Here is a 26,443-nt window from a genome sequence, read left to right on the forward strand (position 1 = left end):
GCGTCCTTTAATTTAAATAATCTAGAATATCAACCAATCGAGAAACGGTTATATCGGCACGTTTATGAGCGTTTTCCATTGATGTAAAATATACAGCAATAATTTCTGCATTTTTTGCACATTCAACATCAAGAATGCGATCACCAACATAATAGCTGTGATTACGGTCGAGGTCATATTTATCAATAAGGTAATCAAGTGCTTCGGGATGTGGTTTTCTTTGAAATTTATTATCACTGGTGACAACTTCGATAAATAAATCAAGAATCCCATTACGCTTCAAGCTATCAAATGCAGCCAAACCATTATGGGTGTAGACATAATGTTCATAGCCACGATCGTTCAAAGTTTTGAGGACATGAATTGCACCGTCAATGAGACCGATTGTGTGCTCGTTCTCTTTACTGTACTCAAACATAATCTTACGAATGGCTGCAGTATCTACGCCATGCTCGTGGGAAAAGAATTCAATAAAGCTGCGAACTGAATCCTTGATGATGGCATCGTGGATGAATTCGGGTGAGTATTCGGTATTGAAGGTTTGGGTCATCGTATGGATACTCGCGACAATGAGTGGGTAGGAGTCGAGCAGTGTGCCGTCCAAGTCCCATATTACTGTTTTTTTCATAAAGTCTCCCTTAGGTGTATTGTACTATCATATCAAATTATCAAAAAGAAAAGAAACCACAGGGTTTCTTAAACATAACAATGACCTTTTTGTTTTACTTTTGACAACTTGATTCAGTTATGGATATACAACGTCGCTTAACAGTAATCTTAGATGAAATTGTGGATTAATACGACTATCTTGATTCTTTAGACTTCAACTTGAAACTTTGCTTGCCCCAACATATGGGGCAAGGAAGCGCAGAATCAATGAATGTTCTCCAACAAGGAATCACATCTATCAAGGACGGCTTGCAGTCTGGGTTCGCAGATCGTGGGGCATCAATACTTTGTCGAAGATTCAAGTGCTGTATTAGTACATATTATTTGCTTGTTAATTTTGGGTAAGAAGAAAGAAGATAAGGATATTACTCTCTTTAATGCTGGGATTACCTTCGAGATGTATGTTCCGTTTGTATTTGTCGCAAACAAAACAAACCCGAACGCATAATTCGTACATATCATACCCGATAAAAATGCAAATAGTCCTCTTCAAAGGGCTATTTGCATATCTAATACACCATTTGTGGTATTGTATGTTATTTTCAATTGATTGTTAGTAAGTAAGTATGAATTTTGTTATACTATGATTACATTTTACGAACGTAAAAGGGGAATCGTGGCACAAAAATGTCACGTTGGAGAAAAAAATGAATAAAATTGCAATCGTTTGTGACTCTTCAGTTTCATTTACAAAAGACGAAGTTGAAGCGTTTGGTGTTTATATTGCACCATTAACCATTACACACAATGGAAAAGCCTATGTTGACCAAGTGACCATTACTCAAGATGAAGTCAATGACTTGCTGCGTGAGCACCAAATTATCACGACATCGCAACCAAACATCGGAACAATGATTGATATACTTACAGAGATTAAAGCAAAAGACTATGATCATGTATTTATTTTAAGTATTGGAACTGCATTGTCGGGTTCATACTCAGCGTTCCAACATGCGGTATCGGATGTGGAAATGGATAATGTAACTGTAATCAATACATACTCAATTACAGGTCCAGTTCAACAAGGGGTTCGTGCAATTCGTGCAATGAATGAACAAGGCGACTCCATTGATACAATTCGTGAATATCTTGAATACATCTTCGATAATCAAGTTTCCTATGTTTATCCGGAAACACTTGACCAGGTCGTAATGAGTGGTCGTATGTCCCGTAGTGCACAAAAAATCGCATCCCTTTTACGTGTTAAACCAATTTTGTACCTTGAAAATAAAGGTGAGGCAATCGAAAAACTTGGAATTGCGCGTACAGATAAGAAAATATTCCAATTGCTTGTGGATGATTTCATTAAAAATAATGTAACACCATTGACGCATGACTTATATTTACTTGAGAGTGAGGGAATGGCTACCGTTGAAGCATTCCGTGATTATCTCTTTGCAAAAATGGGCGCGTTCCAAAATTACGTCATCAATTTACCTGCAGCAGTTGCGACACATGCTGGATTGGGAACAATCGCCGTTCAATGGTGTCCAAAGCTAAAACGTTAAAACAAAGGAGTGCTTCATAATAAAGAAGAATCGAAAAGCATTCTTGTCGCTAGGAATTAGCAATATCACTGCTGTATTCTTTGGTTCATAATCTCTTTAGTACACATTTTTGAATACGTATAAAAGGAGATTATAGACATGAATAAAATAACACGTAAAACACCGCTGACGGTCAATGCACCTGTTGGCAAGTATGCACACATTACAAAAATACCTGCTGGTCTGGATTGGTATGCTTTCTCAGGACAAATTGGAGTTGATGCTGATGGGAATATCAGTGAAGATTTCAATACACAAGTTCGCCAAACATTTCAAAATATACACGATGTTCTTGAACATGAAGGACTTACACCTGCGGATATTGTGAAAGTTAACATCTGGTCGGTGTCTGAGATTGATTGGGATTTCTTTTACGCCACATGGGATACTTTCTTCAATGAAGACTACCCATCGATGACGATTGCATACATAACAGCACTTGGTTTGCCGGAAATAAAACTTGAGATTGATGTTTGGGCGGCAAAGTAAATACTATCACGAAGAGGGGACACCCCTCTTTTTTGTAGGACACATGAAATGCATGAGATACCGCTTAAAAACACCTGTTTGAGCGTCCGCATGCTATTATAGGGTTACAAGGAGGCGATATACCATGCCACAGAACGAAAAGAACGATGCATTTCAAAGTACAGTTGAGACAGCATTTTACCATAATAATGTTCAAACCATAGATTCGGTGGGTGAAGCATACTATCTTGCCGCAAATGCTCCACGTACACTTGTTACTGATCTTCCTGTAAAGCACACCCAAGAGTTGGGATTACCCAAGGATGCCCGTGTTTTGGTGGACAACAATGGATCTGTTGTTGGACGAACGGCAGTTGCGCGACGGATTATCGGTGTTGACAATGATCATGATTATACAAAAATTCTTCAAGATGCGATAGCAATGAGTCATGAGCGCCATTTTGTCGCAGCAAAAGCCGTTGTAGGATTGAGTGACGCATTTTCAATGGCTGCGCATGTCATGGTTGATCATACAGACATCAACAATCTCTACAATTTTATGATTAACTTTGAGGCAAATGCTAGCTTTACCTCCCAAGGAACAATCTTTCTTTATGTTGATTCCACATGGACACACCCAGAATTCCCCAAAGGTCTCGTAATTCTTGATCCAAAGTCGAATTCGGGAGCTGTACTGGGTCTTAATTATTTTGGAGAAATTAAGAAAGCGGTACTTTCATTGGCATGGCACCATGCTAAAACGCTAAACTTTGTCCCATGTCATGGCGGACTCAAACAGATAACACACAATGGACGTTCCCATACAATGGCGGTTTTTGGGCTTTCAGGCTCGGGGAAATCAACCATTACACTTGCGGAACATGGTCCTGATTTTGATGTGAGTGTTCTTCACGATGATGCATTTTTAATTAATAAGGAAACACTTGAGACTTTGGCTCTTGAGCCATCATACTTCGACAAGACTGCGGATTATCCAATGGGACATCCTGCCATCGATTACTTTATAAGTGTCCAAAATAATGGTGTAACACTTGATGCTACTGGACGGCGTGTTCTTGTCACAGAGGATATCCGTAATGGGAATGGTCGAACCATCAAATCACGCTATTGGACAAAAAATCGTGTTGATAGTTTAGAATCACCTGTACAAAGTATTTTTTGGATTATGAAAGATGATGCGTTTCCGCCCTTGGTGAAGATTAACGATCCAGTTCTTGCTTCAGCATTGGGAGCGACAATGACAACAACACGTTCGAATGCTGAAAACACCGATCAGGTTGGTCAACTTGTTGTTGAACCCTATGCAAACCCATTCCGATTGTATCCTTTGGTTGATGATTATATAGCATTTAAAGATTTGTTTAAGAAACAAGGCGTCGAGTGTTATATTCTAAATACGGGACACTTCAATGGTAAGAAAATTACACCGGAAGTTACCCTTGGTGCAGTTGAAGCGGTTGCGACACAAACTGCAACCTATGAGGGATTTGGTCCACTCAAGCAAATGCAAATATATAAGGTTGAAGGGTTTGTTCCTGACTTTAACGATGAAACATACGTTGAACGTGTAAAGCAATCACTCGCACTTCGTAATAATTATTTATCAGAAACAACTGCTTGGAACTGGTTGCCATTAGAAACACAAACGGCTATTGATACACTTTGCAAATCGTTGCAATAACAATTTAGTAGAAATTTCACAAGTGAATCACACAGTTTTCCCACAATGAACACGCATTTGAGCCACTTTCTAGTGGCTCTTTGTTTACATATGCACTTGTTTAAGGGTAAACTAAGAAGTGTTTACCAAGTGTTTTTCATGTTTTTACAGTGTTTTTAATGAAGAAAACCCATTGATGTAATCGCTTTCCGCGCTTATGATGGACGTACATTCTTAGAAAAAGAATTTCCACAGGGAGGAGAAATACATTATGTCACTTGCTTTGACAATCTTAGCATGGGGAATGATCGCCGTATTCTTGGTCTTGATAATGAAGAAAAAATTATCACCATTTACAGCGTTGATTATTGTTCCATTGGTATTTGCTCTTATCGGGTCGTTTATGGGACTCTATACAGATCAAATCATTGAATTAAAAGAAATAGCCAATCCAACATTTATGGATCAAATTTGGATTTTGGGGGATTTTGTTCTCGCAGGGATTAAGAAGACTTCAACAACAGGAATTATGTTGCTCTTCGCAATCTTCTACTTTGCAATTATGCTTGATGCAGGAATGTTTGACCCAATCACACGTGTCATGATTAAATTCGCGAACGGTGATCCATTAAAAGTTTTAGTTGCTACAGCAGTTGTTGCAGCTTCGGTTTCATTAAATGGTGATGGAACAACGACAACATTAATTACATGTACTGCCTTTATACCTCTGTATAAAAAGCTTGGCATGAAGATGATGAACTTGGGTGTTATTGTTATCTTGATGAATACAATTATGAACTTACTACCATGGGGTGGTCCTACAGCACGTGTTATCTCAGTATTACCTGAGTTAAACGGTATGGATTCACAAATCATGCAAGCTTTAATGCCTGGAATGATTCTTGCGACATTATACATGTTGGGAGTATCGGTATACTTAGGTCTTAAAGAACGTAAACGTATTGGTATTAAAGTCTTAAGTGAAAAAGAATTGCTTGAACTTACATCAACAACGGATGAAAAAGAATTGGCAAACAAACGTCCAAAACTCTTTGTTCCTAACTTGATTTTAACAATTACTTTAATTGCAATGTTGATGATTGAAGGAACATTCCCTTCAGTATTCTTGTTCTTAGTTGGAACTGTTATCGCATTGTTAATGAACTATCCAAAACTTAAAGACCAAAAAGCTCGCTTGCATGAAAACTCAGGTGATGCGGTCGCTGTTGTTATCTTGGTTCTTGGAGCTGGGGTATTTACAGGACTCTTTACAAGTACAGGTATGTCTGATGCATTAGCACACAGTCTAACGCAAATCATCCCAACAAGCTTCGGAAAATTCTGGGGACTTGTGGTTGCATTCTTATCAGCACCAGGTACATTCTTCTTATCAAACGACGCATTCTACTATGGTGTACTTCCAGTCTTAACAGACGCAGGTGCTACATACGGATGGACACAAATGGAATTAGGTATCGCTTCCCTTCTTGGACAAGCATTCCACTTACTCAGTCCACTTGTTGCCTTCATTTACTTACTCTTACAAATGACAGAGTTGGAAATGGGTGAATGGCAAAAAGAATCTGCGAAGTGGGCAATTGGTATCTTCGTGATATTCGTTGTTGTTGCCGGTGTCACTGGCGCAGTTCCATTCTTTAAATAAATTGTAAAATAAAAGGAGCGGGTAGCTATGGAACATTAGTTTCCAAGCTGTCTGCTCCTTTATAATTAAAATCGTTTCGGCATGCGTTTGGCAACAAGGTAACTTAACCCCATCGAAATAAAATCAGTGGGAAGAAACATGAGCCAGTATGATACGACAAGTTTCGAAAGTGGCAGTGTCACTCCTGCATTAAATTTAAGATTGAAATAAAGTATGGGTAGTGCAATTGCATACAGAACAAGACTTCCACAAAGAAATGCGATTGGCTTTGATATTTTATGAAAAAGCGTGTTGATCACAAGAACCATGGGAATGAATCCAAGGATGAAACCAAATGTGGGTGATGCAACAATTTCAAGCCCACCGCGTCCTCCTGAGAATATTGGGAGCCCAAGTAAGCCCATGAGAATATAGGTGATTACCGCAAAGAAGGCTTGCTTTCGAGTGAGTAAGACTGCTGTTAGACTCAAAGCAAATACTTGGAGTGTGAATGGAATAACTGGAATTGGAATGGTAATTAATGCACCGATAGCAATGAAACATGCAAACAGTGCTGAAAGCGTTAGATCTTTGATTGTCATTTGAAATTTCCCCTTATGCTGACTTCTCCAGAATTTAAAATTCGTTCTTGGTTGTTGGCATCACGAACACGAAGGTATCCATTTTCTGTAATATCAATGGCCTCATATTCGGTATCCCCTTCATCTTTGATCGTAATCTTGCGACCAAGAATATTGCTATAGCTCGTATATTCTTGAATTAAGGTTGTACGGTTATGGGGAATGGTGTGATAGATGGCATAGAATTCATTGATGAAATTCGTAATTAATGCATTGCGATCAATGGTTTGATGCGAAGCGTCTTCAAGAGATGTGTAAATTGCACTTAAATCTTTTGGTAAGTGTTCATCGTGGGTGATATTTATTCCCAATCCAAGTACTACAAAACGGTATTGACGGGTTTCGAGTACAATCTCTCCTTCAGTTAGAATGCCGGCAAGTTTGCGCCCATCGATGTAGATGTCATTAAGCCATTTGATGGTTGGGTTCACATTGAGTCGTTTCTTAATGGAACGAACAAGTGCAACCGCTGCAGCAATCGTTAACAGTTGGACATCAATAAGTTCCAAGGTTGGACGAAGAATGAAACTCATATAAATACCGTGTTTTGCAGGGGAGTGAAACGATCGACCCATGCGTCCTCGACCACCTGTCTGTTCATCAGAAACAATCAATGCATTGTTGATGTTTGAATCTTGTGCTAAAAGTTTAGCATATGTATTTGTAGAGTTTACAGAAGGTAGGTACTCAAGGCTTGAAATTGTATCTGCATGAAGTCCATCTAGGATTTGTTTGCGTGATAAATTACCGTTGAGGCTCATCAAAGCATAGCCTTGATTCCGTACCGATTCGATTTCATAGTTTTGTTGCTTTAGTTTTTGAACTTCTTTCCAAACGTTTGCGCGCGTCATCATCATTGCCTGGGCAATTGCTTCACCGCTGACGAATTCGCCGATGTTTGCTTCAAGTATATCGAGAACTGATTGTGACATAAAGAACCTCCATGGAAGAAGAATACCATGTGTATACACGATTGTAAACTATTTGTTTTTCAAAAGTTTACATTAAATGTATTTTGAGTGTTTTTAGCGACTGTATTGGCGTAAAAAACATCATAAAACCACGGTTATTCAAGTGTATACATTATAATTAAAGAGTAGAAAGAGCAGGTGCTGGCATGTTTTGGAACAAACGTAAAAACAAAACAATTGAAGATAAACCGCAAGCGCAAAAGCCTGTTGCAGTAGCACAACCTGTGGTCATTGACTTCACAGAAGCCATCGACGATCCAGAGGAACGTGATACGGTAGCGGTTATTGCCTCAGCTATTTTATCTACAAGCTATGACAATGCGAATGTCCGTGTAACATCGGTCCGTCGTGTTGATCAAGACAAAGAGGCAGCAGCAATTATTGCGGCTGCAGTATTGGCTCATGATAAGCCAGAATCAACGTTTAAGTTGGTAAGTATCACAGAAGGGAGCAATTAAAGTATGCTAAGAAAATTTAGAGTTAAATTAAACGACAAAGAATATGTTGTTGAAATGGAAGAAATTGGAAACCCAGAGGGTGCTTCATTTGCACAACCAGCAGCACCAGCACCAGTAGCAACTGCTGCACCAGTACAAGCTGCAGCCGCAGAAACACCTGTTGTTGCACCAGCACCTGTCGCAGCACCTGTTAATGTTGAAGGTGGTGTTGAAATTACAGCACCAATGCCAGGAAACATTCTTGATGTGTTGGTTAATGTTGGTGACGTCGTTGCGGAAAACCAAGTACTCCTTGTATTGGAAGCGATGAAAATGGAAAACAACATCGTTGCTACACAAGCAGGAACAGTTGTTGCAATTTCAGCACAAAAAGGATCAACCATTGATGTTGGTCAAGTAATGGTCGTTATTAAGTAAAGGAAGGTAAAAAATGGACTTTTTTCAGGGATTTATGACAATTAGTGCCGGCCAAGTAACCATGATGGTTATTGGTGGTATCTTAATCTATTTAGGAATAGTGAAGGAATATGAACCAACACTTTTAGTTCCAATGGGACTGGGAGCTATCTTGGTAAACTTCCCAAACTCAGGTTTGATTACACAACCCGGAGGACCGGTAGGGGTTCTGAATATCTTATTCGAAGCAGGGATCGAAACAGAATTGTTCCCACTGCTCATCTTTATTGGAATTGGTGCAATGATTGACTTTGGTCCATTGCTACAAAATCCATCAATGCTACTTTATGGAGCTGCTGCTCAATTTGGAATTTTCTTTACAGTTGTTGTTGCAGTACTCTTTAATTTCCCAATTGCAGAAGCTGCTACAATCGGTATTATCGGTGCCGCAGATGGTCCAACATCAATCTTTGTTGCTAACAAGTTAGCGCCACAATTGTTAGGTCCAATCACTGTTGCTGCTTATTCATACATGGCTCTCGTTCCAATTATTCAACCTGCTGCTATTAAATTAGTAACAACGAAAAAAGAACGTGCTATTAAGATGACCTATAAGGCTTCAGGTGTCTCGAAACGTACGAAGATTTTATTCCCAATTATTATTTCAATTGTTGCCGGATTTATTTCACCAGTATCATTACCACTTGTTGGATTCTTGATGTTTGGTAACTTGCTTCGTGAATGTGGTGTTCTTGAACGCCTCAGCCTAACAGCACAAAATGAACTCGTTAACATTGTTTCAATCTTACTTGGATTTACGATTGCATTAAAAATGACAGCGGATCAATTCTTAACATGGCAAACACTGTTAATTATCGCGTTTGGTCTTGTCGCTTTCATTATGGATACAATCGGTGGCGTACTCTTTGCGAAATTTATTAATATCTTCCGTAAAGAAAAGATCAACCCAATGATTGGTGGCGCAGGTATCTCCGCGTTCCCAATGTCAGCGCGTGTTGTTCAAAAACTTGCTACCGAAGCAGATCCGCAAAACTTTGTCCTTAACTATTCAATCGGAGCGAACGTCTCGGGTCAAATCGCATCAGTTATTGCTGGTGGTATGATCTTGATGTTCTTCGCTTAGGAAAAGGAGTATCAATATGAATGTAGATATGGTCGCTTTAACAGAAGCGTTTAAAATTATGGGTATTGGCATGGGTGGTATTTTCTTAGCTCTTGGCATTATCTATGCAGCAAGTGTTGTCTTACTAAAAGTATTTCCTGAAGACAAATAAGGAGGAACTGACATGGCGGATATTCGAAGACTGTTTGTTCACCAACAACGTGATGTTTACGATATGTGGGTTGGATTTTTAAATCAAGCAAACATACGTCATGAAGACAATGTTGAATTTGTTTATGGTGTTTTTGAAGGGGACCAGCTGATTGCAACTGGATCCATCTATCAAAATATTCTAAAATGCATTGCAGTTTGCAAAGACTTTACAGGTGGTGCAACTTTAAGTCAGTTGATCTCGCATCTTATGAGTGAGGTGATGGATCGTGGCTTTAAAGCGTGCTATGTGTATACAAAACCCGATACGACCCAGTCCTTTGAATACTTAGGTTTCAAAGAGATTGGTCGTGTTGATGGCGAATTGGTGTTTTTAGAAAAAGCAATCAATGGATTTGATTCCTATTTGGAGTCAATTCAGCAGTATCGCCATGAAGATGGCGTGAGTGCAGCAATTGTAATGAATGCAAATCCTTTTACAAAAGGGCATCAGTATCTTGTTGAGAGTGCGGCAGCTGCAGTAGACTACGTGTTCGTCTTTGTTTTATCGGAAGATGCATCAGCATTTCCTGCAGCAGTACGCAAGCAACTTGTGATGGCGGGTGTTTCGCATTTGGATAATGTAACCGTACTTGATACTGGGAGTTACATGGTATCATCGCAAACATTTCCATCGTACTTTCTTAAAGAATCCAGTGATGTAACCCGAATTCAAGCGGAACTGGATGCAAGTATCTTTAAGAATCGCATTGCGAAGACAATGAATATACGTGTTCGATTTGTTGGCGAAGAGCCATTCTCTGAGGCAACAAATATATACAATACTGCCTTAAAAACTGTCCTTGAACCCGAAGTGCAACTGCGCATTATTCCTCGTAAACAAGAGGGTGACGTCGTTATTAGTGCCACACGTGTTCGAGAACACTTGTACCTTAATGATTTAGAGTTCGTCAAAGAACTCGTGCCAACGACGACTTATGATTATTTAACGTCACAAGCCGGTCAAAGTCTCATAGAAGACATACGAAACGGAGGGAAATCAATTGGCAAAGTTTGAAATTAAAGACCAAGCGATTGCAGGGACACTGGAATCGTCAGATTTACAAATTACCATTGATCAAAACAATGGTAAAGGTATCGAAATTGATTTACAAAGTAGTGTAGAATTTCAATTTGGTAAACGCATCCGTGAGGTTATCACAGAAACATTATCAAATTTAGAGATTACAGATGCTAAAGTATCTGTCGTAGACCAAGGTGCCTTGGATTGTACAATCATTGCGCGTACAATCGCAGTTGTACACCGTGCGTCAGGAGTCACTGAAAATATTGATTGGGAGGCGCTTGAATCATGGAACGTTTAAGAAGAACGATGATGTTTTTGCCTGCAAGTAATCCAGGGATGTTACGCGATGCTAACCTCTATGGTGCAGACTCAATTATGTTTGACCTTGAAGACTCGGTTTCACTGAAAGAAAAAGATAGTTCACGATTCCTTGTATATCAAGCAGTGAAAACATTTGATTATGGGGATACTGAAATTATTGTTCGTATCAATGACTTAGCACAAGGTGGTCGTGATGATATTCATGCGATGGTTCGTGCGGGTATCGATGTAATCCGTTTGCCAAAAACAGAATCTGCTGAAGATGTTCATGCTGTTGAAGCAGTTATTCTTGAAGCAGAAACACAATGCGGACGTGAAATTGGATCAACAAAAATCTTTACAGCAATTGAAGGACCCTTGGGTGTATTGAATGCATATTCAATTGCAACATCAAGTCAACGTATTATTGGGATGGCGATTGGTGCTGAGGATTATGTTACATCTATGAAAACACGTCGTTATCCAGAACGTGCCAGTGAAGAAATTTTCTTTGCGCGCTCAATGATCGTGCATGCTGCACGTGCTGCTGGTATTGCTGCAGTTGATACTGTATTCTCAGATGTTAACGATCCAGAAACACTGGAACGTGAGACAGAATTTATCAAGCAACTTGGCTTTGATGGAAAATCAGTCATTAACCCACGTCAGATTCCAATTGTTAACAAAGTATTCCGTCCATCCGATAAAGAAATTAAGAATGCGATGGATGTTATCGCCGCAATCAATGAAGCTGAAGCACGCGGTTCAGGTGTTATTGCCTTGAACGGTAAAATGATTGATAAACCAATTGTTGAACGTGCTGAACGTGTCTTAATGTTAGCTCGCGCAGCGGGTATTGACGTTGATGGGAAGGGGAAATAATCATGAAAGAAAATAAAGTTGGCCGCATGATTCCAGATGTGTATGCAGAAAAATACGGTGTCTTTGTTGATCAATTTGATCGCAAACCAACCTACAAGCGCGCAAGTGCTGATGTAACTGCTGTATTACCTGGGGAATCAAAACTGAGAGACTCTATTAAAGATGTTATCATCGAATCGGGATTAAAAGATGGTATGACTGTTTCATTCCATCACCACTTCCGTGAAGGTGATGCCGTTCTCAATATGGTTATGGCTGAAATCGCCAAATTAGGAATTAAGAATTTAACCCTTGCATCAAGCTCGATTGCCAATGTTCACGAACCAATTATTGAACATATCCGTAATGGTGTTATTACCAATATTACTTCAAGTGGATTGCGTGATAAAGTTGGAGCTGCTATTTCAAGTGGTATCCTTGAAAATCCAGTTGTGATTCGTTCACACGGTGGTCGCGCACGCGCCATTGAAATGGGTGATATTGAAATCGATGTGGCCTTCTTAGGTGCACCAAGTTCTGATGACTATGGAAATGCAAACGGATCTCATGGAAAAGCAACCTGTGGTGCATTGGGTTATGCTCGTGTCGATGCAGAGTTCGCTAAGAAAGTTGTTATTATTACCGACAATCTTGTGCCGTATCCAAATACACCAATCAGCATTCCGCAAAATCATGTTGACTATGTTGTTGTCGTTGATTCAATTGGTGATCCAAACGGAATTGCCAAGGGAGCAACACGCTTCACAAGTAACCCTAAGGAATTGTTGATTGCTGAATACGCAAGTAAAGTTATTACTGAATCACCATACTTCAAAAATGGTTTTTCATTCCAAGCAGGATCGGGTGGATCAGCACTTGCTGTCGCGCGTTTCCTTAAAGATGAAATGATTGCTAAGGAAGTAAAAGCTGGTTTCGCATTGGGTGGTTTGACAGGTCACATGTGTCAAATGCTCGAAGAAGGATTAATTGATACAATTATTGATACACAGTCATTTGACCGTGGCGCAATTGAATCCATTAAGAATAACGAGAAACACTATGAAATCAGTGCATCCATGTATGCCAACCCTGGTAACAAGGGGGCGGCTGTAAATAAACTTGACGTTGTTGTCCTTTCAGCACTTGAAGTTGACACAAACTTTAATGTTAATGTTATGACAGGATCTGATGGTGTCATTCGTGGCGCCTCAGGTGGACACTGTGATACTGCAGCGGGTGCAAAATTAAGCATCATCTTATCACCGATTGTTCGTGGACGTATCCCAACAATTGTTGATAATGTAAATACAATTATTACACCGGGCCAATCAATCGATGTTGTAGTTACGGAAGTCGGAATTGCGATTAACCCACTACGTCAAGATTTGATTGAAGCCTTCAAGAATCTAAACATTCCGCAATTTACGATTGAGGAATTACGCGACAAAGCTTACAGCATTGTTGGAACACCAGAACCAATCAAATATGGTGAGAAAGTTGTTGCCCTCATAGAATATCGTGATGGTAGCATCATCGACGTTGTAAACAATGTCCAAAGAAACGACTAAAGTCGTCATTCTAACTACTGCGCAAGACGCATTTCAAAGTGGTGAAGAACCTACTTTGGAACTCGTCTTGCATCATCGCGAGAACCGCGTGCAGTTCCAAAATAAACTTGTCGCCATGTATCCCAAAAATACACTCATTGCTCTAAAAGTTAATATGCCAGGACCTATTAAGAACAATGAATTGGTACAAGCATTGATTGGAATTGGCAAGCAGTTACTCAAAACGTATACAACCAACCAAGGTTGGCAATGTGTCTATGAAAAAGATATTGATACATTAGCCGGCGTTGAATACTTCGTTGTTGTTGATGAACCATCGATAACAAACGTAAAAAAAGCCATGATTGATTTGGAAGATCATCAACTGCTTGGTCGCTTGTTCGACCTTGATGTCTTCCAGTCCGATTATGGATCGATTTCGCGCGAAGATTTGGGTTACACATCACGTCGATGCTTGATCTGTCATGAGTCGAGTAAAGACTGTGGTCGCAATCGTACCCATTCGGTCCGCGAACTCCATGAGAAAATAATTGAACTATTAAAAGAAGAAGGGAGCGTGACATTTAATGACTAAAACCGTTAAAATCACCGATACAATATTGCGAGATGCCCATCAAAGTCAAATTGCAACACGTATGACAATTGAACAAATGATTCCAGTCCTTGAAACACTGGATCATGCGGGATTTGAAAGCCTAGAAGTTTGGGGCGGTGCAACCTTTGATGCATGTATTCGTTTCTTAAACGAAGATCCATGGGAGCGTCTGCGTACCATCCGTAAACACGTCAAAAACACGAAATTACAAATGTTATTGCGTGGACAAAACCTTCTTGGTTACAAACACTATGCTGATGATGTTGTGGATGCTTTCATTCAGAAGTCAATCGAGAATGGTATTGATATTATTCGCGTCTTTGATGCATTGAATGATACGCGTAATCTAAAGACATCTGTGGCATCCATTAATAAATATGGTGGACATGCCCAAGTTGCGATTTGCTACACAATTAGTGAAGTGCATACAGATGACTATTATGTTGAACTCGTCAAGGAAATGGAAGCCATGGGTGCCCATTCAATTTGTATTAAAGATATGGCCGGTATTCTTACACCGTATCGTGCTGAAACACTAGTAAAACGTATCAAGGCAGTCACAAAGCTACCATTGCAAGTTCATACACATGCAACAAGTGGTATTGCTGAAATGACATACCTTAAAGCAGTAGAAGCAGGTGCAGACATTATTGATACTGCAAACTCCTCTTTCGCTGGTGGGACAAGCCAACCCGCTACCGAATCAATGGTTATTGCCCTGCGTGAATTGGGATATCACATTGATGTGAATCTTGAAGATTGCCAAAAAGTTGCTGAACACTTTAAAGCAGTTAAAGAGACATTTATTGAAAGTGGTGTCTTTAATCCCAAGGTTCTCGAAGCCGATCCAAATACGCTTATCTATCAAGTTCCAGGAGGTATGATTTCCAATCTGCTTTCACAACTTAAAGAAGCAAAACAATTGGATAAATTCGAGCAAGTACTTGCGGAAGTACCCAAAGTCCGTGCTGATTTAGGATATCCTCCTTTAGTTACTCCTTTATCACAAATGGTTGGAACACAGGCGGTAATGAACGTCTTGAGTGGTGAGCGCTATAAACTTGTTCCAAACGAAATCAAAGATTACATCAAAGGATATTATGGTAAGTCTCCTGCTCCAATTTCTCCTGAACTTATCGAGACTATCGTAGGAAAGAATGCCGAAATTATTACTGTACGTCCTGCCGATCTCATTGAACCTGAGATGGCAAATGTTACAGCTGAACTCGGCGATATTGCTGACTCGGTTGAGGATGTCTTGTCCTATGCACTGTTCCCACAGATTGCATTACCATACCTCAAGAAGAAGCATGATCCATTCTATGATGTACCCGAACAAAACGTTACGATCATAATGTAACATTTGGCTAAGTCCTGCCAACTTAGTCTAACCACAACAATTTGCCCTTGTTGTGGTTTTTTATTACATCAATCGTTTTAAATAAAGAGTTATGGTACACTGAGGCTATTAAAAGGGGATAATAATGAAAACAATTGGAATTATTGGTGGAATGAGTTGGGAAAGCACCGCCACCTATTATAAGTTAATGAATACATACACACGCGATCTTATGGGAGGTTTACACTCCGCAAAGTTGATTATATTCAGCGTTGATTTTCATGAAATTGAATACTATCAGTCACGTGGAGAATGGGAAAAGTGTGCTGAAAAAATGATACTTGCAGCACAGGCACTCGAACGTGCAGGTGCCGACTTTATTGTTATAAGTACAAATACGATGCATAATGTAGCGACACAAGTCAAAGCATCGGTTAAAATTCCGCTGCTTCATATCGCAGAAGCCACATCACGGGTTTTAAAGGACGCTGGTCACACTAAAGTTGCTTTGTTAGGTACAAAGTACACGATGCAATTAGACTTCTACAAAGATGTCCTGAAAGCTAATGGTATTGAGGTTCTTATACCAAATATTCAAGAGATTGACGAAATAAATCGCATTATTTTTGAAGAATTATGTGTCGGTGTGATACTCGAGACTTCACGCAAGTATTATCAAAAAGCAATATTAAAGTTGCAGGAGAACGGTGCCCAAGCAGTAATTCTTGGGTGCACAGAAATTGGGATGTTAATTGAACACTCTGACTGCAACATTCCAGTATTTGATACAACTGAAATTCATGCAAAAGCTGCAGTAGATTGTGCAAATAAATAAGAAAAATATTTTTTTGATATTATTCAAACTATTTCATCGATTTTAGAGTCTAATGTGTGGAGGAAAGAAAATGGAGATTACAAAAAAGACAATTCGTGATCGCGATGAACTTGCCCGATATCTAAAAACGATATCAAAAGAACTTCAAGCCGTTGCTTATTCATTTATGGGTGACACAGTCTTGGTTGACGATGTCATCAGTGAAACAGTAGTAAAAGTCTTCAACAGTCGCAAGAAAGTTAAACATCCAGAATTCTTTAAAACGTGGATTATTCGTATTTTAATCAATACGTGCAAGGATACGTTGATTGCCCAAAACAAGTATGTTGAGTTGTTTGACGAGGATTTAATCCTAAGTACGGAAAATAGTAACGATGCATATGCCTACGTACATGACTATGTTGATGAACTCCCATTTATTGAGCGAGAAGTAATTACACTCAAAGTTTTTAGTGGCTATACATTTAAAGAAATTAGTGAAATTATAGAAGTACCCGAGGGAACAGCAAAAACACGCTATTATGCCGGTCTTAAGCGTCTTAAATTAGAAATGGAGGAGCTATCTTATGAATAAAAACCAATTTGAGCAATGGAAGCAAATGGTTGATGAGAACTCTGAACGAAATTTAGATGATATTATTGATGCTTCTCTAGATCAAGCACAAAAAGAAGAAAAGCGAAAGAATATATTTAAAGGAGCAGGGACCATTTTCTCAACAATCCTTGTATTCACTTTAATGGTTAACTTTAGTAATTCGTTTTATGTTTTTGCACAAGAAGTTCCAGTATTGCGTGAAATAAGCAGTTTATTACGGTTCGCTGAATATAAGAAGGAAACTATGGTAGTTCCAAATAAACCGATTGAACCTGAAAAACCTTCGGATATAGATAAACCAACCAATCCACAGGAGTCCAATGATTCGAAATCGGTAAACTTCGATGTAGGATATATGTCGGGCATGGTTACGAGTATGTCGCCCATAGATATTACGGTCAATGAATATGGACCAAAGGGAGTCGACGGTATTAACTATTACCCAACGGGTCCCTATAAAGATGGTTGGATCATGAAGGGTTATGAGGTGAATACACCCGCAATTTCTACCTATGATGTTGATTACATTTTCGAAAGTCCAACCGATATCTATAAAATACTTCCGAAGATGAACCCAATAGATCCTTATTCTGGTGGACCAATTGACAACCTCATCCCAAGTGTTCAAAAACTTATTGACGATTACCCCTATGTTGTACCTTTTGGGAATTCTATTTATGCACAAATGATTGTAATCAATGATAAAACCTACTTTGTGTACAGAACAAATAAAGAGCGTGATGAAAGTGCGCAGACACACTACCTTACAGTAGTGGAGTATGACATTACACAAGGAAGCTGGAGGGCGCATGGTATTTTCGATGCTAAGGCGTATCCAACGGATGCACGTATTAAATATTTGGAAGAACACAATGGTAAACCATATTTAACATATGATAGGAATTATGGAGATGCCACATGCAACATGTTTCACGCTATTGATGCAGATCCTGAGTCAGGAAAGCTTGACTGCTTCGACGGATCGGCATCTGGAAATGTGTATACTAAACCCAATTTAGTTCAAAAAGAGGAGAATTTACGTGTTTATTCCAATAATCTCATTGAGCCTACGTACTTCTTCCAAGATGACAATCCTAAAGAAAGTCTACCGGGTTTCACAACGTCAAATCTACATGTGTATACAGATGATGGCTATAAATACAGTTTCTCCGAACATTATAATTTAAAAATAGTTGGTAAGTACTTACTGCTTGCTCATGAAGACTTGACCTATAGGGTTATTAACACTGAAACGGATATGTATGACACGTTTACATCATTATCAGAAGTACAAAAATGGCTGAATAATAAAGGTATCGAGGCATTGTTGGTAAATGTTTCGTCATTTGGTGATGAATTTGGCATTCAAGGCAAGTTTGCCCAAACAGCTTGGCCAAATTACAGAAGGAATGATTTTGAGACTAGTGGTTCCAAACCCAATCCACATTTTATTCTCATCGGTGATGGTAAACCTTACCGCATAATTTCAGGAAGTGAAGCGGTGGATGACTGGCGAGAAATTGTTATTACACCTCGAAAATGATTTTGTTGAAATATTTCAGTGTTGGTGAGAAGTCACCAACACTTTTTATATATGATTCAATGGACTTATGCAGTAAACTGTTACTATTAATAGGTGTTCTCAGCTTCCATACTATCTAAATTATGATGGATATCACGTATTCATTCATATTATAGAACAATCATAAGAAATGACACCATACTTAATCATAATTTTAGTTGTGTTCCTTTTCAATTTATAACCGAACTTAGAACCGTTAATCATTATTCAATTGTAATACCGGAGTAGCTTCACGGCTAATTATAAAAAACCATCGTTAATTTAAAATAACGATGGTAGTAATGTAAAATATTGATAATTTTAGAAACGATTTTCAGACACAAATTTGATAATGATGGAGGAAAATTGCGACAGCCAATAAGTCTGCAGAACCACCTGGACTCAGATTTCGCTTGATGAATTCATAATTCATCATTCGCAAATGATAATCAAGATCATCATAAGGGGTGTCGGCAAGTGATTTGCCATAATTCAATCCCTCTATACCTCCGCGTTTAAGCATGTTTGCATCATCATTAAACTTGATGATTTCCAACAAAGCGAGTTTCAGTCGTTTTTGATATGGAATCAATTCATCACTTAGAATTGGAAGAGCATGCTTCATAATGGTGGGAAGTCCATTTTCAACTTCACCGCGTATACCGGTATATCCAAATTGCTCGAAAATCCGTTCTCCGTGAGTAGTATAAACTGTTAAACTTTCAAGTTCTTCCTTTACGAGTCCAACAGTCATCCTCCGAATCATTTGCGAAAGTTCATCCAATGTCGGTGTTCCTAAATTTCCAAGTGCCGCTAATACCACACCAAAGATGAAATTTGCACCTTTGTGTGTATTCACATGATCTGTAACTGAGAACATAGCTGCTTCATTTGCCCTTCCGATACTGCGAATTTCATCAAAAAGTTGTCGTGGCGTTCCCGAATGGGAAATTCCCGTTTCATAATAAATGACAAACCCAGGTTGTAACGAAAAGCAACTATCGAGAAACATAAAGTAGTCCATATCGCTGTGAGATCCATTATCGATAGGATCAACGAGTCCAGGTTTTGGTGCTAAACTGACTTCGTGAATGAGTGATTTAAGGGCTAAATTTGCGATCTCTGTGGCATTCATATTGCGCCATTTTCACGCATAACATCTAAAATGAAATCACGCGATAAAGAAAGGTGTTCGCGAATTACAAGTTCCATCTGCTCAACATCGCCATTTTTAAGACAGCGGTAGATGAGACGGTGCTCGGCTAATGCACGTGCGCGCCTCATGTCGGCTGTTAGGGAGATATCACGGAAACGTGTAAGATAGTCACGAAGGCGATTTTGGATGGATTCAAGGCGAGGCATACGGGAAAATTCGTAAACCATTGTGTTAAAATTCTTCGACATTTGAATGACAGCTTGTACATCATTGTCAGCTTGTGCTTGATCTGTTCTGTCCAAGAGGTCTTCCATTTTTCTAAAATCATCTGAAGTCATAAGTTTCATTGCATTAACTGCAGCGAGAATATCCAGCGAAATACGAATTTGATAGATTTCATGAACATCGTCTTCTTTAAATGTACTAACTACAATTCCATAATTAGGAATGTATTGAACAATGTCCTCATCTTGGATGCGACGCAACGCTTCACGAACAGGTGTACGACTCACATTCAAACTCTCTGCGTAGTATTTTTCATTGATACGTTCGCCCATTGGAATAATTCCAGTAATAATGGCTGTACGTAAACCCTCGTATATTATCTGATTCAAGGGCATATTTTGACTCAAATCAACCAATTCGATCACTTTAACCATATAGTCTTTCATGATTCTTCTCCTTTATGTTAGACTCGGGTAAATATAAACTTAGATTGTCTACTCTATGTAGATTACTTTGTTATTATATAAGAATAAGACAACTTACGCAAAGCAGTGTATACACTGTATACACTTTGAATTGTGAGAGAAAGTCTACTCAAAAGGGCGCATTCATATAAAAATATAAAATGGTATTTTTGGTGTCTTTTCGATTTTGTGTGCACAATCAAAGAAAAACCGCACCAATTGATGCGGTTAAATTAGTCGTTGTCCATGCCGTTTTTCTTGTATGCATAAAGTAATAATCCGATTGCGACTATCATCCAAACTGCCATGACAACGATATTCATTATTCCGATGCCATTTTCAGGAGTAAAGAGTGAATTGTTAATGACGTTAATCAATGCGCCAGTATATGTGAATCCTGAAATTGATTCAAGTGCTGGAAGAATACTTCCAAACATGGGAATCATCATGAAGACGAGCATAAATGGTGTTGAAAGCATCGATGCAGACATTTGATCTTTTGCCATCAATCCAACCATGGCTCCCATAAGTAAGGAAACAATGCTCGCAATTGTTGTAACAATAAGATATAAAATCCAATTAATGCCAATCAATCCACTGAATGGAACAATAACGATATTTACAACAATCATAATAAGCAAGCAAGGCAGTAAACTGCCCATAAAGAAATCGGCTCCATTAACAGAAGATGTCATTAACACACGTAACGTGTGTTTTTCTTTTTCCTCAGCCAAAGGCAGGCTGGATGCCATGATTCCTGTCATCACAACGTTTGCGAGTAATCCGTATGTTAATGCATTCATGCTTAAGTGATTTATTTGATCTTGAGTTAAAACTTCACCACTCGTTGCTTGGCCCATGATGAATTTCATCATGAATACAAACCCGATAGCCATGATTGGTGCAACCATGATTGTTGAATTCTTTAATATACTATTAATTTTAAATCGAAAGAGTGCGCTTGTTTTTCGTAGTGAGAGTCTCATTGTAGTTCACTTCCTGTCAGTTTTAAGAATACAGTTTCCAATGTCGGTTCTGAAGAGTGGATTTTATCAATTTTACCATCAATGATTAGTTGTGATAAATCCAAAAGATCTTGGTCAGAACTTGTAAAGATTTGCTTTGTTTTATCTGTAAGTTGAACGTTAAATTGCTTATCGGTATTGTGTTTCAAGCAAACATCACTTGGGTTTCCAAACTCAACGATATTCCCTTTATATAATAAGGCAACATTGTCACACAGTTTTGTTGCTTCTTCCATGTTGTGTGTTGTTAAGAAAATCGCTGTTCCATTTGCTTTAAGCTCAAGTAAGAGTCGGTGAATTTCAAGTGTGGTTGAAGGATCCAACCCACTGGTTGGTTCGTCCAAGAATAATAATTTTGGTTGGTGCAAAATTGCGCGTGCCAAAACAAGACGTTGTGCCATCCCTTTCGATAGTTTACCAGCAGGTTTTTTACGATGATCATTGAGTCCAACGCGGACGAGTAATTCATCAATCCGTGCTTTATCAATATTGAGAATATCAGCGAAAAGTCGCATATTCTCATAAACAGATACTTTCTCATAAACGCCACTGTTGTCGGTAACAATACCAATTTGACTGTAGATTGATTCGTTTATTTCATGGGTATCTATTCCCAGTATTTTTGCGGATCCACTCGATTGATTGAGTTGTCCAGTCAGGATTTTAATCGTTGTTGTTTTTCCCGCCCCCGATGGTCCGAGAAATCCGAGAATCTCTCCACTCTGTAAGGTGATGTTTACGTCATTCAATGCAACTTGTTGCCCAAACGACTTGGATATATTTTTCAGTTCAATCATTTCCATATGTCATGTCTCCCTTGTGTTGAGTGTATCGTATCATTAGTACGCCCAATAATTCAAATGATTTCCCCATTGACCTCTCACATGTCCCAAAGTGTAAAAAACCATCACGTTGGTAGGCGTGATGGTTTGGTTTCCATTAGAATGAAGGAACAAGTGTTGCCTTATTTGTTTCATTGCTCAAGAAATCTCTAACTTCCTGGCTGGTCATGGCTTCTTTTAACTTTTGAATTTTCACATCATCCTTATTGTCTTCACGGGCAACAAGTGAGATTGCATAATATGTTGAGTCCATGTCCTCAAGAATCAGTGCGTCTTTAAGTGGTGTTAATCCTATTTTTCCAATGTATGTTGGATAGTTGAAGACAAGATCAACCTCAGGATAGACTTGAGTTAATGTCAGAAGATCTACTTCTTGGAAAGTATAGGTTGTATCTTCCACATCTTTAAGTGTCGCATTGTTCGTAACACCATTTTTAAGTTTAATTAGACCTGCATCACTGAGTATCATCAGAGCGCGCGCTTGATTTACTTGGTCATTTGGAATTGCAATTGTTGCGTCAGCGGGTAGGTCTTTGATATCATCAACAGTACTCGAATAAAATCCAACAATCGCATTATAAATGGGTTGAATTCCAACTAAGGTTCCATTATTTGTCTCGTTAAACATTTCCATGAATGGAACATGTTGGAAGAAGTTAGCGTCAATTTCTTTGTTATTGAGTGCAATATTTGCTGCTGCATTGTCAGAAACAGTTACAAGCTCAAGTGTGTAGCCATCTTTTGCGAGCACTTCTTTCGCAATTTCTAATACGGTTGTCATCGGTTCAGTATGTGACGATACACGAATAACCGTGTCATCGCTCGCTTTAGAACCGCATGCTGTTACCAATAATAAGAGTAAAGTAATCATAAATCCTTTTTTAATCATGAATCATATCTCCTTAGCGTTTGTTTAAACGATGTCCAATTTGCGTACCGGCAAACTGAATTATTTGCACCAATAATACCATAATAATAACTGTTGCATACATAAGAACATAATCAAAGCGTTGGTAACCATAACGCATCGCAAAGTCACCAATACCACCACCACCCACAACTCCCATAACCGTAGAGTATGAGATGAAACTGATGATTGAAGAGGTGAGTCCAAGTATTAAACCTGAACGTGCTTCTACATACAGAAACTGTAAAACAAGTTGCTTGGTTGTTGCGCCCATTGAAAGTGCCGTATCGGTTATCTCATCGGGAACCTCAAGAAGCGATTGTTCCACAAACCGCGCAAATATTGCGATTGCAACAAAAGATAGTGGAATCGAAGCGGCCAGTGTTCCGATAGATTTGCCAATGAGCATTCGTGTGACAGGAATCATCGCAACAACGAATATTAAGAAGGGAAACGACCGGACAACATTTACATAAATATTTCCCAGTGTATTGATCAAACGGTGTTCACGAACACCCCCACTGCGGGTAAGATAGATGAGTGTTCCCAGTGGTAACCCAATAAGGATGGCGCTTAGCGTTGAGACACCGATAAGGAATCCTGTTTCCAAAAGTGCCTTCACAATCTCAGCTTGGTATTGCATGATGTGAGATATCATTGGGTAAGAACCTCCACTGCGTGATCGATATAGCGTTGTTGTTTGCTGATTGCGTGTGGTTTTACATCAATCACATCAATCAATTTTCCCTGCTCAAGCAAGGCTGCGCGCTTACATACAGCCTTTGCAAGTGGTAGTGCATGAGTCACAATAATAATTGTGGTATTGAATGTAGAATTGATGGACTCCAGTACACGAAGAATATCATGTGTCGTACTTTGATCCAATGCAGATGTTGGTTCATCACAAATCAGTATCTTTGGTTTTGTGATGATTGCACGCGCAATCGCAACGCGTTGTTTTTCACCACCGGACAACTGTCGTGGGTAATGAGATGCTTTATCATTAAGACCAACAAAGGCAAGCGCATCATCTACGGCCTGACTATCAAATTGATTGCGTAGTCGTAGGGGAAGTGCAACGTTATCATAAACTGTGCGATTGGCAAGCAGATTGTAATTTTGAAAGATGACGGCAATATCGTGGCGCATCTTTTGCAATTCACGTGCTGATAGTGATTTTACATCAACTCCATCAACAAGAATCGTGCCAGAGTCTTGTTGCTCAAGTTGATTCACCATTCGTAGCAATGTAGATTTCCCAGCACCACTTTCTCCAATGATTCCAAAAATCTCGCCGGTGCGAATTTCGAGGTTAAGAGAATCAATGGCTGTAAAGGTTGGTGTGTATTTTTTGCTGACATTTTTAAATTGTATAATATTAAAACCTCCCATCTTACCCGCACTCATTATATGTTGTTCTGAACATCGATGCACGTAAAAGACAGCGTTTTCAGAGAATTAAACGGAACTTTTTTGTGAGTGCGTTGGCATGCAATAAATGTTTATCAAAACCCCGCTTTTGGTCATGTCACTAATAAAAGTTTATTGAATCATGCTATACTTTTGCTGAAGACGAGGAGGAATCATAATGAGCGTATTATATAAAACAGTTGCAGTCAACGAAACTAAAACTCCCAATGAAACACGCATTGAAAACGAGTGGAAGATTAAAGTTGGATCACCAAGTAAGGGTGAAGAAGGTGCTAATCCAGAACAATTTATGGGGATGGCTTGGGCAACATGCCTAAACTTAACCATTCAAGCATTGATGAAAGCCCGTGGTTGGGAGAATCAAAGCCGTGTTCGCGTTGAGGTTGAATTGCACCCCGAGACGGAGACGAAAGGTTTGTACTTTGCACTGACTGCTTTTGTTGCAGTTGAAGGATTGGAAGACGAGAAAGTGACACAACTTGCTGAGCAAGCCCATAAGCGCTGCCCTGTTTCCAAATTGATTTCAGCCAACGAATATATTGATGTTCAAACAGAAGCGTACTAATCGTTTCTGTTTTTTTTTTACGACTATCACATTAAATTCAGTATCTTGTACCAAATGTCATGATATAATTATCGCATTAACCGAGGTGGAAAATGATAAAACTTGAAAATGAACATTTACTGGTAACAATTGCCGAACACGGTGCAGAAATTGTATCGGTCTATAATAAGGTTACAAAGAAAGAGATGATGTGGAGTGGTGATACGAAATACTGGGGACGCGTTTCTCCAGTGTTATTTCCGATTGTTGGGCGTGTCATTAATGGTTCATATCGTATCGATGATACGTCCTATCAACTGAGTCAACATGGATTCTTACGTGACCAAGATTTTACTGTCAAAACACACGATGCAACACATGCAGTGCTTCGATTTGAAAGTCAGGGACAACTCAAAGATAAGTATCCATTTGAGCATGCCGTTGAAATAGAGTATAGACTCGATGCCGACACAATTCACATTGGTTGGCATGTATTCAATCTTGATACGCAGGAAATGTATTATTCAATCGGGGCGCATCCAGCATTTGCGCTCACGCCCGATGACAATTACGAATTCCGATTTAAGACACGTGGACCCGTTGATGAGATTACATTAAAGGGTGGTCATGTCGACCAACAAGTTCCAATTGAAGTTGAGCCAATTCCAGTTGAATTTGAACGTTTCTCCAATGATGCGCTAATCTATACAAATGTTGATGCTGTAGATTTGGTGAACCTAAAAACTGGTGAAACTGTGCGTGCTGAATTTGCTGGTTTTGACTATGTTGGACTATGGACCCCGGTTGTAGATGGAGAGCTTGCACCGTTTATCTGCATTGAACCATGGTTGGGCATTACAGATCGCTTTGATGCAACGGGTGACTTTAAAGAGAAACTCGCAATTAAAACCTTAGAAAGAGGCGCGGATATTACGCATCGCTATTCGCTACGATTTATATGAAACAGAAATTTTTAAACTTTATGCGAGGACGCTATGGTGCTGATAAGCTCAATCAACATTTGCTCTATCTAACCGTTATCCTTGCTCTCATTTCCATGATTACCAAGATTAGTTGGTTATCCTTAGTATGGTTGCCAATTATGATTGTTGTATATTTCCGAATGTTCTCAAAGAATATTACAAAACGTTATGAAGAGAATCAAGCATATCTCTATATATGGAACAAACTAAAGGGGAAAGTTCGCAAAATAACAACCCGTATTAAAGACTTCCCAAAGTACAAATATTTGAAATGCTCAGAGTGCGGTACTCAATTACGCGTTCCGCGTCGCAAAGGAAAGATTAGTGTGACGTGTCCGAAATGTCGTCACAAATTCGACGCAAAATCATAAAGTTGTAG

The 26,443-nt window shown here is 39.1% G+C and carries 30 protein-coding genes; 20 read left to right on the top strand and 10 right to left on the bottom strand.

The window, feature by feature from the left end:
• Positions 1-7: 7 nt before the first annotated feature.
• Complete coding sequence (locus tag G7062_RS04420; RefSeq protein ID WP_166064722.1) at positions 8-628, bottom strand: HAD-IA family hydrolase; 621 nt, start codon at positions 626-628, stop codon at positions 8-10.
• A 688-nt stretch (positions 629-1,316) separates the two neighbouring features.
• Between G7062_RS04420 and G7062_RS04425 the strand changes: the two genes are divergently transcribed.
• The 4 genes from G7062_RS04425 to G7062_RS04440 all read left to right on the top strand — a co-directional run bounded on the left by G7062_RS04425 (position 1,317) and on the right by G7062_RS04440 (position 6,028).
• Positions 1,317-2,177, top strand: a complete 861-nt coding sequence (locus G7062_RS04425; RefSeq protein WP_166064723.1) for a DegV family protein — start codon at positions 1,317-1,319, stop codon at positions 2,175-2,177.
• 138 nt (positions 2,178-2,315) lie between these two features.
• Positions 2,316-2,705 carry a RidA family protein gene (locus tag G7062_RS04430; protein WP_166064724.1) on the top strand — a complete coding sequence of 130 codons (390 nt, stop codon included), beginning with the start codon at positions 2,316-2,318 and terminating at the stop codon, positions 2,703-2,705.
• A 124-nt stretch (positions 2,706-2,829) separates the two neighbouring features.
• On the top strand, positions 2,830-4,386 hold the full coding sequence (locus tag G7062_RS04435; protein ID WP_166064725.1) for a phosphoenolpyruvate carboxykinase (ATP): 1,557 nt from the start codon (positions 2,830-2,832) through the stop codon (positions 4,384-4,386).
• 250 nt (positions 4,387-4,636) lie between these two features.
• Positions 4,637-6,028, top strand: coding sequence for a CitMHS family transporter (locus G7062_RS04440; protein WP_166064726.1), 1,392 nt, complete (start codon positions 4,637-4,639; stop codon positions 6,026-6,028).
• Between the two features lie 65 nt (positions 6,029-6,093).
• Here the strand turns inward: G7062_RS04440 and G7062_RS04445 are convergent, their stop codons facing one another.
• Entirely contained in the window at positions 6,094-6,609 is a 516-nt protein-coding gene (locus G7062_RS04445) for a biotin transporter BioY (RefSeq protein ID WP_166064727.1), read from the bottom strand.
• Positions 6,606-7,580 carry a biotin--[acetyl-CoA-carboxylase] ligase gene (locus tag G7062_RS04450; protein WP_166064728.1) on the bottom strand — a complete coding sequence of 325 codons (975 nt, stop codon included), beginning with the start codon at positions 7,578-7,580 and terminating at the stop codon, positions 6,606-6,608. The genes G7062_RS04445 and G7062_RS04450 overlap by 4 nt, the downstream gene beginning before the upstream one ends.
• Before the next feature lie 185 nt (positions 7,581-7,765).
• Here G7062_RS04450 and G7062_RS04455 point away from each other — a divergent pair, with 185 nt between their 5' ends.
• The 13 genes from G7062_RS04455 to G7062_RS04510 all read left to right on the top strand — a co-directional run bounded on the left by G7062_RS04455 (position 7,766) and on the right by G7062_RS04510 (position 18,469).
• Complete coding sequence (locus tag G7062_RS04455) at positions 7,766-8,077, top strand: hypothetical protein (protein ID WP_166064729.1); 312 nt, start codon at positions 7,766-7,768, stop codon at positions 8,075-8,077.
• A gap of 3 nt (positions 8,078-8,080) precedes the next feature.
• Positions 8,081-8,494: a biotin/lipoyl-containing protein gene (locus G7062_RS04460; protein ID WP_166064730.1), complete on the top strand. Its 414-nt coding sequence runs from the start codon at positions 8,081-8,083 to the stop codon at positions 8,492-8,494.
• Between the two features lie 13 nt (positions 8,495-8,507).
• Entirely contained in the window at positions 8,508-9,617 is a 1,110-nt protein-coding gene (locus G7062_RS04465; RefSeq protein ID WP_166064731.1) for a sodium ion-translocating decarboxylase subunit beta, read from the top strand.
• Positions 9,618-9,633: 16 nt separating this feature from the next.
• A complete protein-coding gene (locus G7062_RS11530; RefSeq protein WP_256370773.1) occupies positions 9,634-9,768 on the top strand; it encodes an OadG-related small transporter subunit in 135 nt (44 codons plus the stop codon).
• Between the two features lie 12 nt (positions 9,769-9,780).
• Complete coding sequence (gene citC, locus G7062_RS04470) at positions 9,781-10,824, top strand: [citrate (pro-3S)-lyase] ligase (protein ID WP_166064732.1); 1,044 nt, start codon at positions 9,781-9,783, stop codon at positions 10,822-10,824.
• Positions 10,811-11,131: a citrate lyase acyl carrier protein gene (gene citD / locus G7062_RS04475; RefSeq protein WP_166064733.1), complete on the top strand. Its 321-nt coding sequence runs from the start codon at positions 10,811-10,813 to the stop codon at positions 11,129-11,131. The genes citC and citD overlap by 14 nt, the downstream gene beginning before the upstream one ends.
• Entirely contained in the window at positions 11,119-12,015 is an 897-nt protein-coding gene (locus tag G7062_RS04480) for an aldolase/citrate lyase family protein (RefSeq protein WP_166064734.1), read from the top strand. The genes citD and G7062_RS04480 overlap by 13 nt, the downstream gene beginning before the upstream one ends.
• A gap of 2 nt (positions 12,016-12,017) precedes the next feature.
• Positions 12,018-13,562: a citrate lyase subunit alpha gene (gene citF / locus G7062_RS04485; protein WP_166064735.1), complete on the top strand. Its 1,545-nt coding sequence runs from the start codon at positions 12,018-12,020 to the stop codon at positions 13,560-13,562.
• Positions 13,543-14,136, top strand: coding sequence for a citrate lyase holo-[acyl-carrier protein] synthase (citX, locus tag G7062_RS04490; protein ID WP_166064736.1), 594 nt, complete (start codon positions 13,543-13,545; stop codon positions 14,134-14,136). Before citF ends, citX begins: the two co-directional genes overlap by 20 nt.
• A complete protein-coding gene (locus G7062_RS04495; protein ID WP_166064737.1) occupies positions 14,129-15,517 on the top strand; it encodes an oxaloacetate decarboxylase subunit alpha in 1,389 nt (462 codons plus the stop codon). Before citX ends, G7062_RS04495 begins: the two co-directional genes overlap by 8 nt.
• A 124-nt stretch (positions 15,518-15,641) precedes the next feature.
• Positions 15,642-16,331, top strand: coding sequence for an aspartate/glutamate racemase family protein (locus G7062_RS04500; RefSeq protein WP_166064738.1), 690 nt, complete (start codon positions 15,642-15,644; stop codon positions 16,329-16,331).
• Between the two features lie 70 nt (positions 16,332-16,401).
• On the top strand, positions 16,402-16,905 hold the full coding sequence (locus tag G7062_RS04505; protein WP_166064739.1) for an RNA polymerase sigma factor: 504 nt from the start codon (positions 16,402-16,404) through the stop codon (positions 16,903-16,905).
• Positions 16,898-18,469, top strand: a complete 1,572-nt coding sequence (locus G7062_RS04510) for a hypothetical protein (protein WP_166064740.1) — start codon at positions 16,898-16,900, stop codon at positions 18,467-18,469. The genes G7062_RS04505 and G7062_RS04510 overlap by 8 nt, the downstream gene beginning before the upstream one ends.
• 352 nt (positions 18,470-18,821) lie before the next feature.
• Here G7062_RS04510 and citG read toward each other — a convergent pair whose 3' ends face one another.
• From citG to G7062_RS04545, 7 genes are all read right to left on the bottom strand, one after another.
• Positions 18,822-19,622 (bottom strand): triphosphoribosyl-dephospho-CoA synthase CitG, encoded by an 801-nt coding sequence (citG, locus tag G7062_RS04515; RefSeq protein ID WP_166064741.1) that lies wholly within the window; start codon positions 19,620-19,622, stop codon positions 18,822-18,824.
• Positions 19,619-20,314, bottom strand: a complete 696-nt coding sequence (locus G7062_RS04520; protein ID WP_166064742.1) for a GntR family transcriptional regulator — start codon at positions 20,312-20,314, stop codon at positions 19,619-19,621. The genes citG and G7062_RS04520 overlap by 4 nt, the downstream gene beginning before the upstream one ends.
• Positions 20,315-20,565: 251 nt before the next feature.
• The gene (locus G7062_RS04525) at positions 20,566-21,318 is read right to left on the bottom strand and encodes an ABC transporter permease (RefSeq protein ID WP_166064743.1); all 753 of its coding nucleotides are present in this window, start codon (positions 21,316-21,318) and stop codon (positions 20,566-20,568) included.
• The gene (locus tag G7062_RS04530; protein ID WP_166064744.1) at positions 21,315-22,160 is read right to left on the bottom strand and encodes an ABC transporter ATP-binding protein; all 846 of its coding nucleotides are present in this window, start codon (positions 22,158-22,160) and stop codon (positions 21,315-21,317) included. Before G7062_RS04530 ends, G7062_RS04525 begins: the two co-directional genes overlap by 4 nt.
• A gap of 136 nt (positions 22,161-22,296) precedes the next feature.
• A complete protein-coding gene (locus G7062_RS04535; protein WP_166064745.1) occupies positions 22,297-23,088 on the bottom strand; it encodes a MetQ/NlpA family ABC transporter substrate-binding protein in 792 nt (263 codons plus the stop codon).
• Between the two features lie 13 nt (positions 23,089-23,101).
• Positions 23,102-23,764 carry a methionine ABC transporter permease gene (locus G7062_RS04540; protein WP_166064746.1) on the bottom strand — a complete coding sequence of 221 codons (663 nt, stop codon included), beginning with the start codon at positions 23,762-23,764 and terminating at the stop codon, positions 23,102-23,104.
• Positions 23,761-24,498 (bottom strand): methionine ABC transporter ATP-binding protein, encoded by a 738-nt coding sequence (locus G7062_RS04545; RefSeq protein ID WP_205700152.1) that lies wholly within the window; start codon positions 24,496-24,498, stop codon positions 23,761-23,763. Before G7062_RS04545 ends, G7062_RS04540 begins: the two co-directional genes overlap by 4 nt.
• Before the next feature lie 196 nt (positions 24,499-24,694).
• On the opposite strand from G7062_RS04545, the gene G7062_RS04550 reads away from it, so the two are divergent.
• The 3 genes from G7062_RS04550 to G7062_RS04560 all read left to right on the top strand — a co-directional run bounded on the left by G7062_RS04550 (position 24,695) and on the right by G7062_RS04560 (position 26,435).
• Positions 24,695-25,102: an OsmC family protein gene (locus G7062_RS04550; RefSeq protein ID WP_166064747.1), complete on the top strand. Its 408-nt coding sequence runs from the start codon at positions 24,695-24,697 to the stop codon at positions 25,100-25,102.
• Positions 25,103-25,194: 92 nt separating this feature from the next.
• Positions 25,195-26,043, top strand: coding sequence for an aldose 1-epimerase family protein (locus G7062_RS04555; protein ID WP_166064749.1), 849 nt, complete (start codon positions 25,195-25,197; stop codon positions 26,041-26,043).
• The gene (locus tag G7062_RS04560; protein ID WP_166064750.1) at positions 26,040-26,435 is read left to right on the top strand and encodes a hypothetical protein; all 396 of its coding nucleotides are present in this window, start codon (positions 26,040-26,042) and stop codon (positions 26,433-26,435) included. The genes G7062_RS04555 and G7062_RS04560 overlap by 4 nt, the downstream gene beginning before the upstream one ends.
• Positions 26,436-26,443: the final 8 nt, after the last annotated feature.

The sequence above is a fragment of the Erysipelothrix sp. HDW6C genome (assembly GCF_011299615.1).
In the GTDB taxonomy this organism is placed as follows: domain Bacteria; phylum Bacillota_I; class Bacilli_A; order Erysipelotrichales; family Erysipelotrichaceae; genus Erysipelothrix.

What these genes read in the sequence shown, in the direction of transcription:
- G7062_RS04495 (WP_166064737.1), top strand. Translation starts at nt 14,129, where the DNA reads ATGACTAAAACCGTTAAAATCACCGATACAATATTGCGAGATGCCCAT.
- G7062_RS04460 (WP_166064730.1), top strand. Translation starts at nt 8,081, where the DNA reads ATGCTAAGAAAATTTAGAGTTAAATTAAACGACAAAGAATATGTTGTT.
- G7062_RS04435 (WP_166064725.1), top strand. Translation starts at nt 2,830, where the DNA reads ATGCCACAGAACGAAAAGAACGATGCATTTCAAAGTACAGTTGAGACA.
- G7062_RS04545 (WP_205700152.1), bottom strand. Translation starts at nt 24,498, where the DNA reads ATGGGAGGTTTTAATATTATACAATTTAAAAATGTCAGCAAAAAATAC.
- G7062_RS04445 (WP_166064727.1), bottom strand. Translation starts at nt 6,609, where the DNA reads ATGACAATCAAAGATCTAACGCTTTCAGCACTGTTTGCATGTTTCATT.
- G7062_RS04430 (WP_166064724.1), top strand. Translation starts at nt 2,316, where the DNA reads ATGAATAAAATAACACGTAAAACACCGCTGACGGTCAATGCACCTGTT.
- G7062_RS04530 (WP_166064744.1), bottom strand. Translation starts at nt 22,160, where the DNA reads ATGGAAATGATTGAACTGAAAAATATATCCAAGTCGTTTGGGCAACAA.
- G7062_RS04480 (WP_166064734.1), top strand. Translation starts at nt 11,119, where the DNA reads ATGGAACGTTTAAGAAGAACGATGATGTTTTTGCCTGCAAGTAATCCA.
- G7062_RS04540 (WP_166064746.1), bottom strand. Translation starts at nt 23,764, where the DNA reads ATGATATCTCACATCATGCAATACCAAGCTGAGATTGTGAAGGCACTT.
- G7062_RS04555 (WP_166064749.1), top strand. Translation starts at nt 25,195, where the DNA reads ATGATAAAACTTGAAAATGAACATTTACTGGTAACAATTGCCGAACAC.
- G7062_RS04520 (WP_166064742.1), bottom strand. Translation starts at nt 20,314, where the DNA reads ATGAAAGACTATATGGTTAAAGTGATCGAATTGGTTGATTTGAGTCAA.
- G7062_RS04465 (WP_166064731.1), top strand. Translation starts at nt 8,508, where the DNA reads ATGGACTTTTTTCAGGGATTTATGACAATTAGTGCCGGCCAAGTAACC.
- G7062_RS04500 (WP_166064738.1), top strand. Translation starts at nt 15,642, where the DNA reads ATGAAAACAATTGGAATTATTGGTGGAATGAGTTGGGAAAGCACCGCC.
- G7062_RS04505 (WP_166064739.1), top strand. Translation starts at nt 16,402, where the DNA reads ATGGAGATTACAAAAAAGACAATTCGTGATCGCGATGAACTTGCCCGA.
- G7062_RS04550 (WP_166064747.1), top strand. Translation starts at nt 24,695, where the DNA reads ATGAGCGTATTATATAAAACAGTTGCAGTCAACGAAACTAAAACTCCC.
- G7062_RS04525 (WP_166064743.1), bottom strand. Translation starts at nt 21,318, where the DNA reads ATGAGACTCTCACTACGAAAAACAAGCGCACTCTTTCGATTTAAAATT.
- citC (WP_166064732.1), top strand. Translation starts at nt 9,781, where the DNA reads ATGGCGGATATTCGAAGACTGTTTGTTCACCAACAACGTGATGTTTAC.
- G7062_RS04450 (WP_166064728.1), bottom strand. Translation starts at nt 7,580, where the DNA reads ATGTCACAATCAGTTCTCGATATACTTGAAGCAAACATCGGCGAATTC.
- citF (WP_166064735.1), top strand. Translation starts at nt 12,018, where the DNA reads ATGAAAGAAAATAAAGTTGGCCGCATGATTCCAGATGTGTATGCAGAA.
- G7062_RS11530 (WP_256370773.1), top strand. Translation starts at nt 9,634, where the DNA reads ATGAATGTAGATATGGTCGCTTTAACAGAAGCGTTTAAAATTATGGGT.
- G7062_RS04440 (WP_166064726.1), top strand. Translation starts at nt 4,637, where the DNA reads ATGTCACTTGCTTTGACAATCTTAGCATGGGGAATGATCGCCGTATTC.
- G7062_RS04535 (WP_166064745.1), bottom strand. Translation starts at nt 23,088, where the DNA reads ATGATTAAAAAAGGATTTATGATTACTTTACTCTTATTATTGGTAACA.
- G7062_RS04425 (WP_166064723.1), top strand. Translation starts at nt 1,317, where the DNA reads ATGAATAAAATTGCAATCGTTTGTGACTCTTCAGTTTCATTTACAAAA.
- citX (WP_166064736.1), top strand. Translation starts at nt 13,543, where the DNA reads ATGTCCAAAGAAACGACTAAAGTCGTCATTCTAACTACTGCGCAAGAC.
- citG (WP_166064741.1), bottom strand. Translation starts at nt 19,622, where the DNA reads ATGAATGCCACAGAGATCGCAAATTTAGCCCTTAAATCACTCATTCAC.
- G7062_RS04455 (WP_166064729.1), top strand. Translation starts at nt 7,766, where the DNA reads ATGTTTTGGAACAAACGTAAAAACAAAACAATTGAAGATAAACCGCAA.
- G7062_RS04420 (WP_166064722.1), bottom strand. Translation starts at nt 628, where the DNA reads ATGAAAAAAACAGTAATATGGGACTTGGACGGCACACTGCTCGACTCC.
- G7062_RS04510 (WP_166064740.1), top strand. Translation starts at nt 16,898, where the DNA reads ATGAATAAAAACCAATTTGAGCAATGGAAGCAAATGGTTGATGAGAAC.
- G7062_RS04560 (WP_166064750.1), top strand. Translation starts at nt 26,040, where the DNA reads ATGAAACAGAAATTTTTAAACTTTATGCGAGGACGCTATGGTGCTGAT.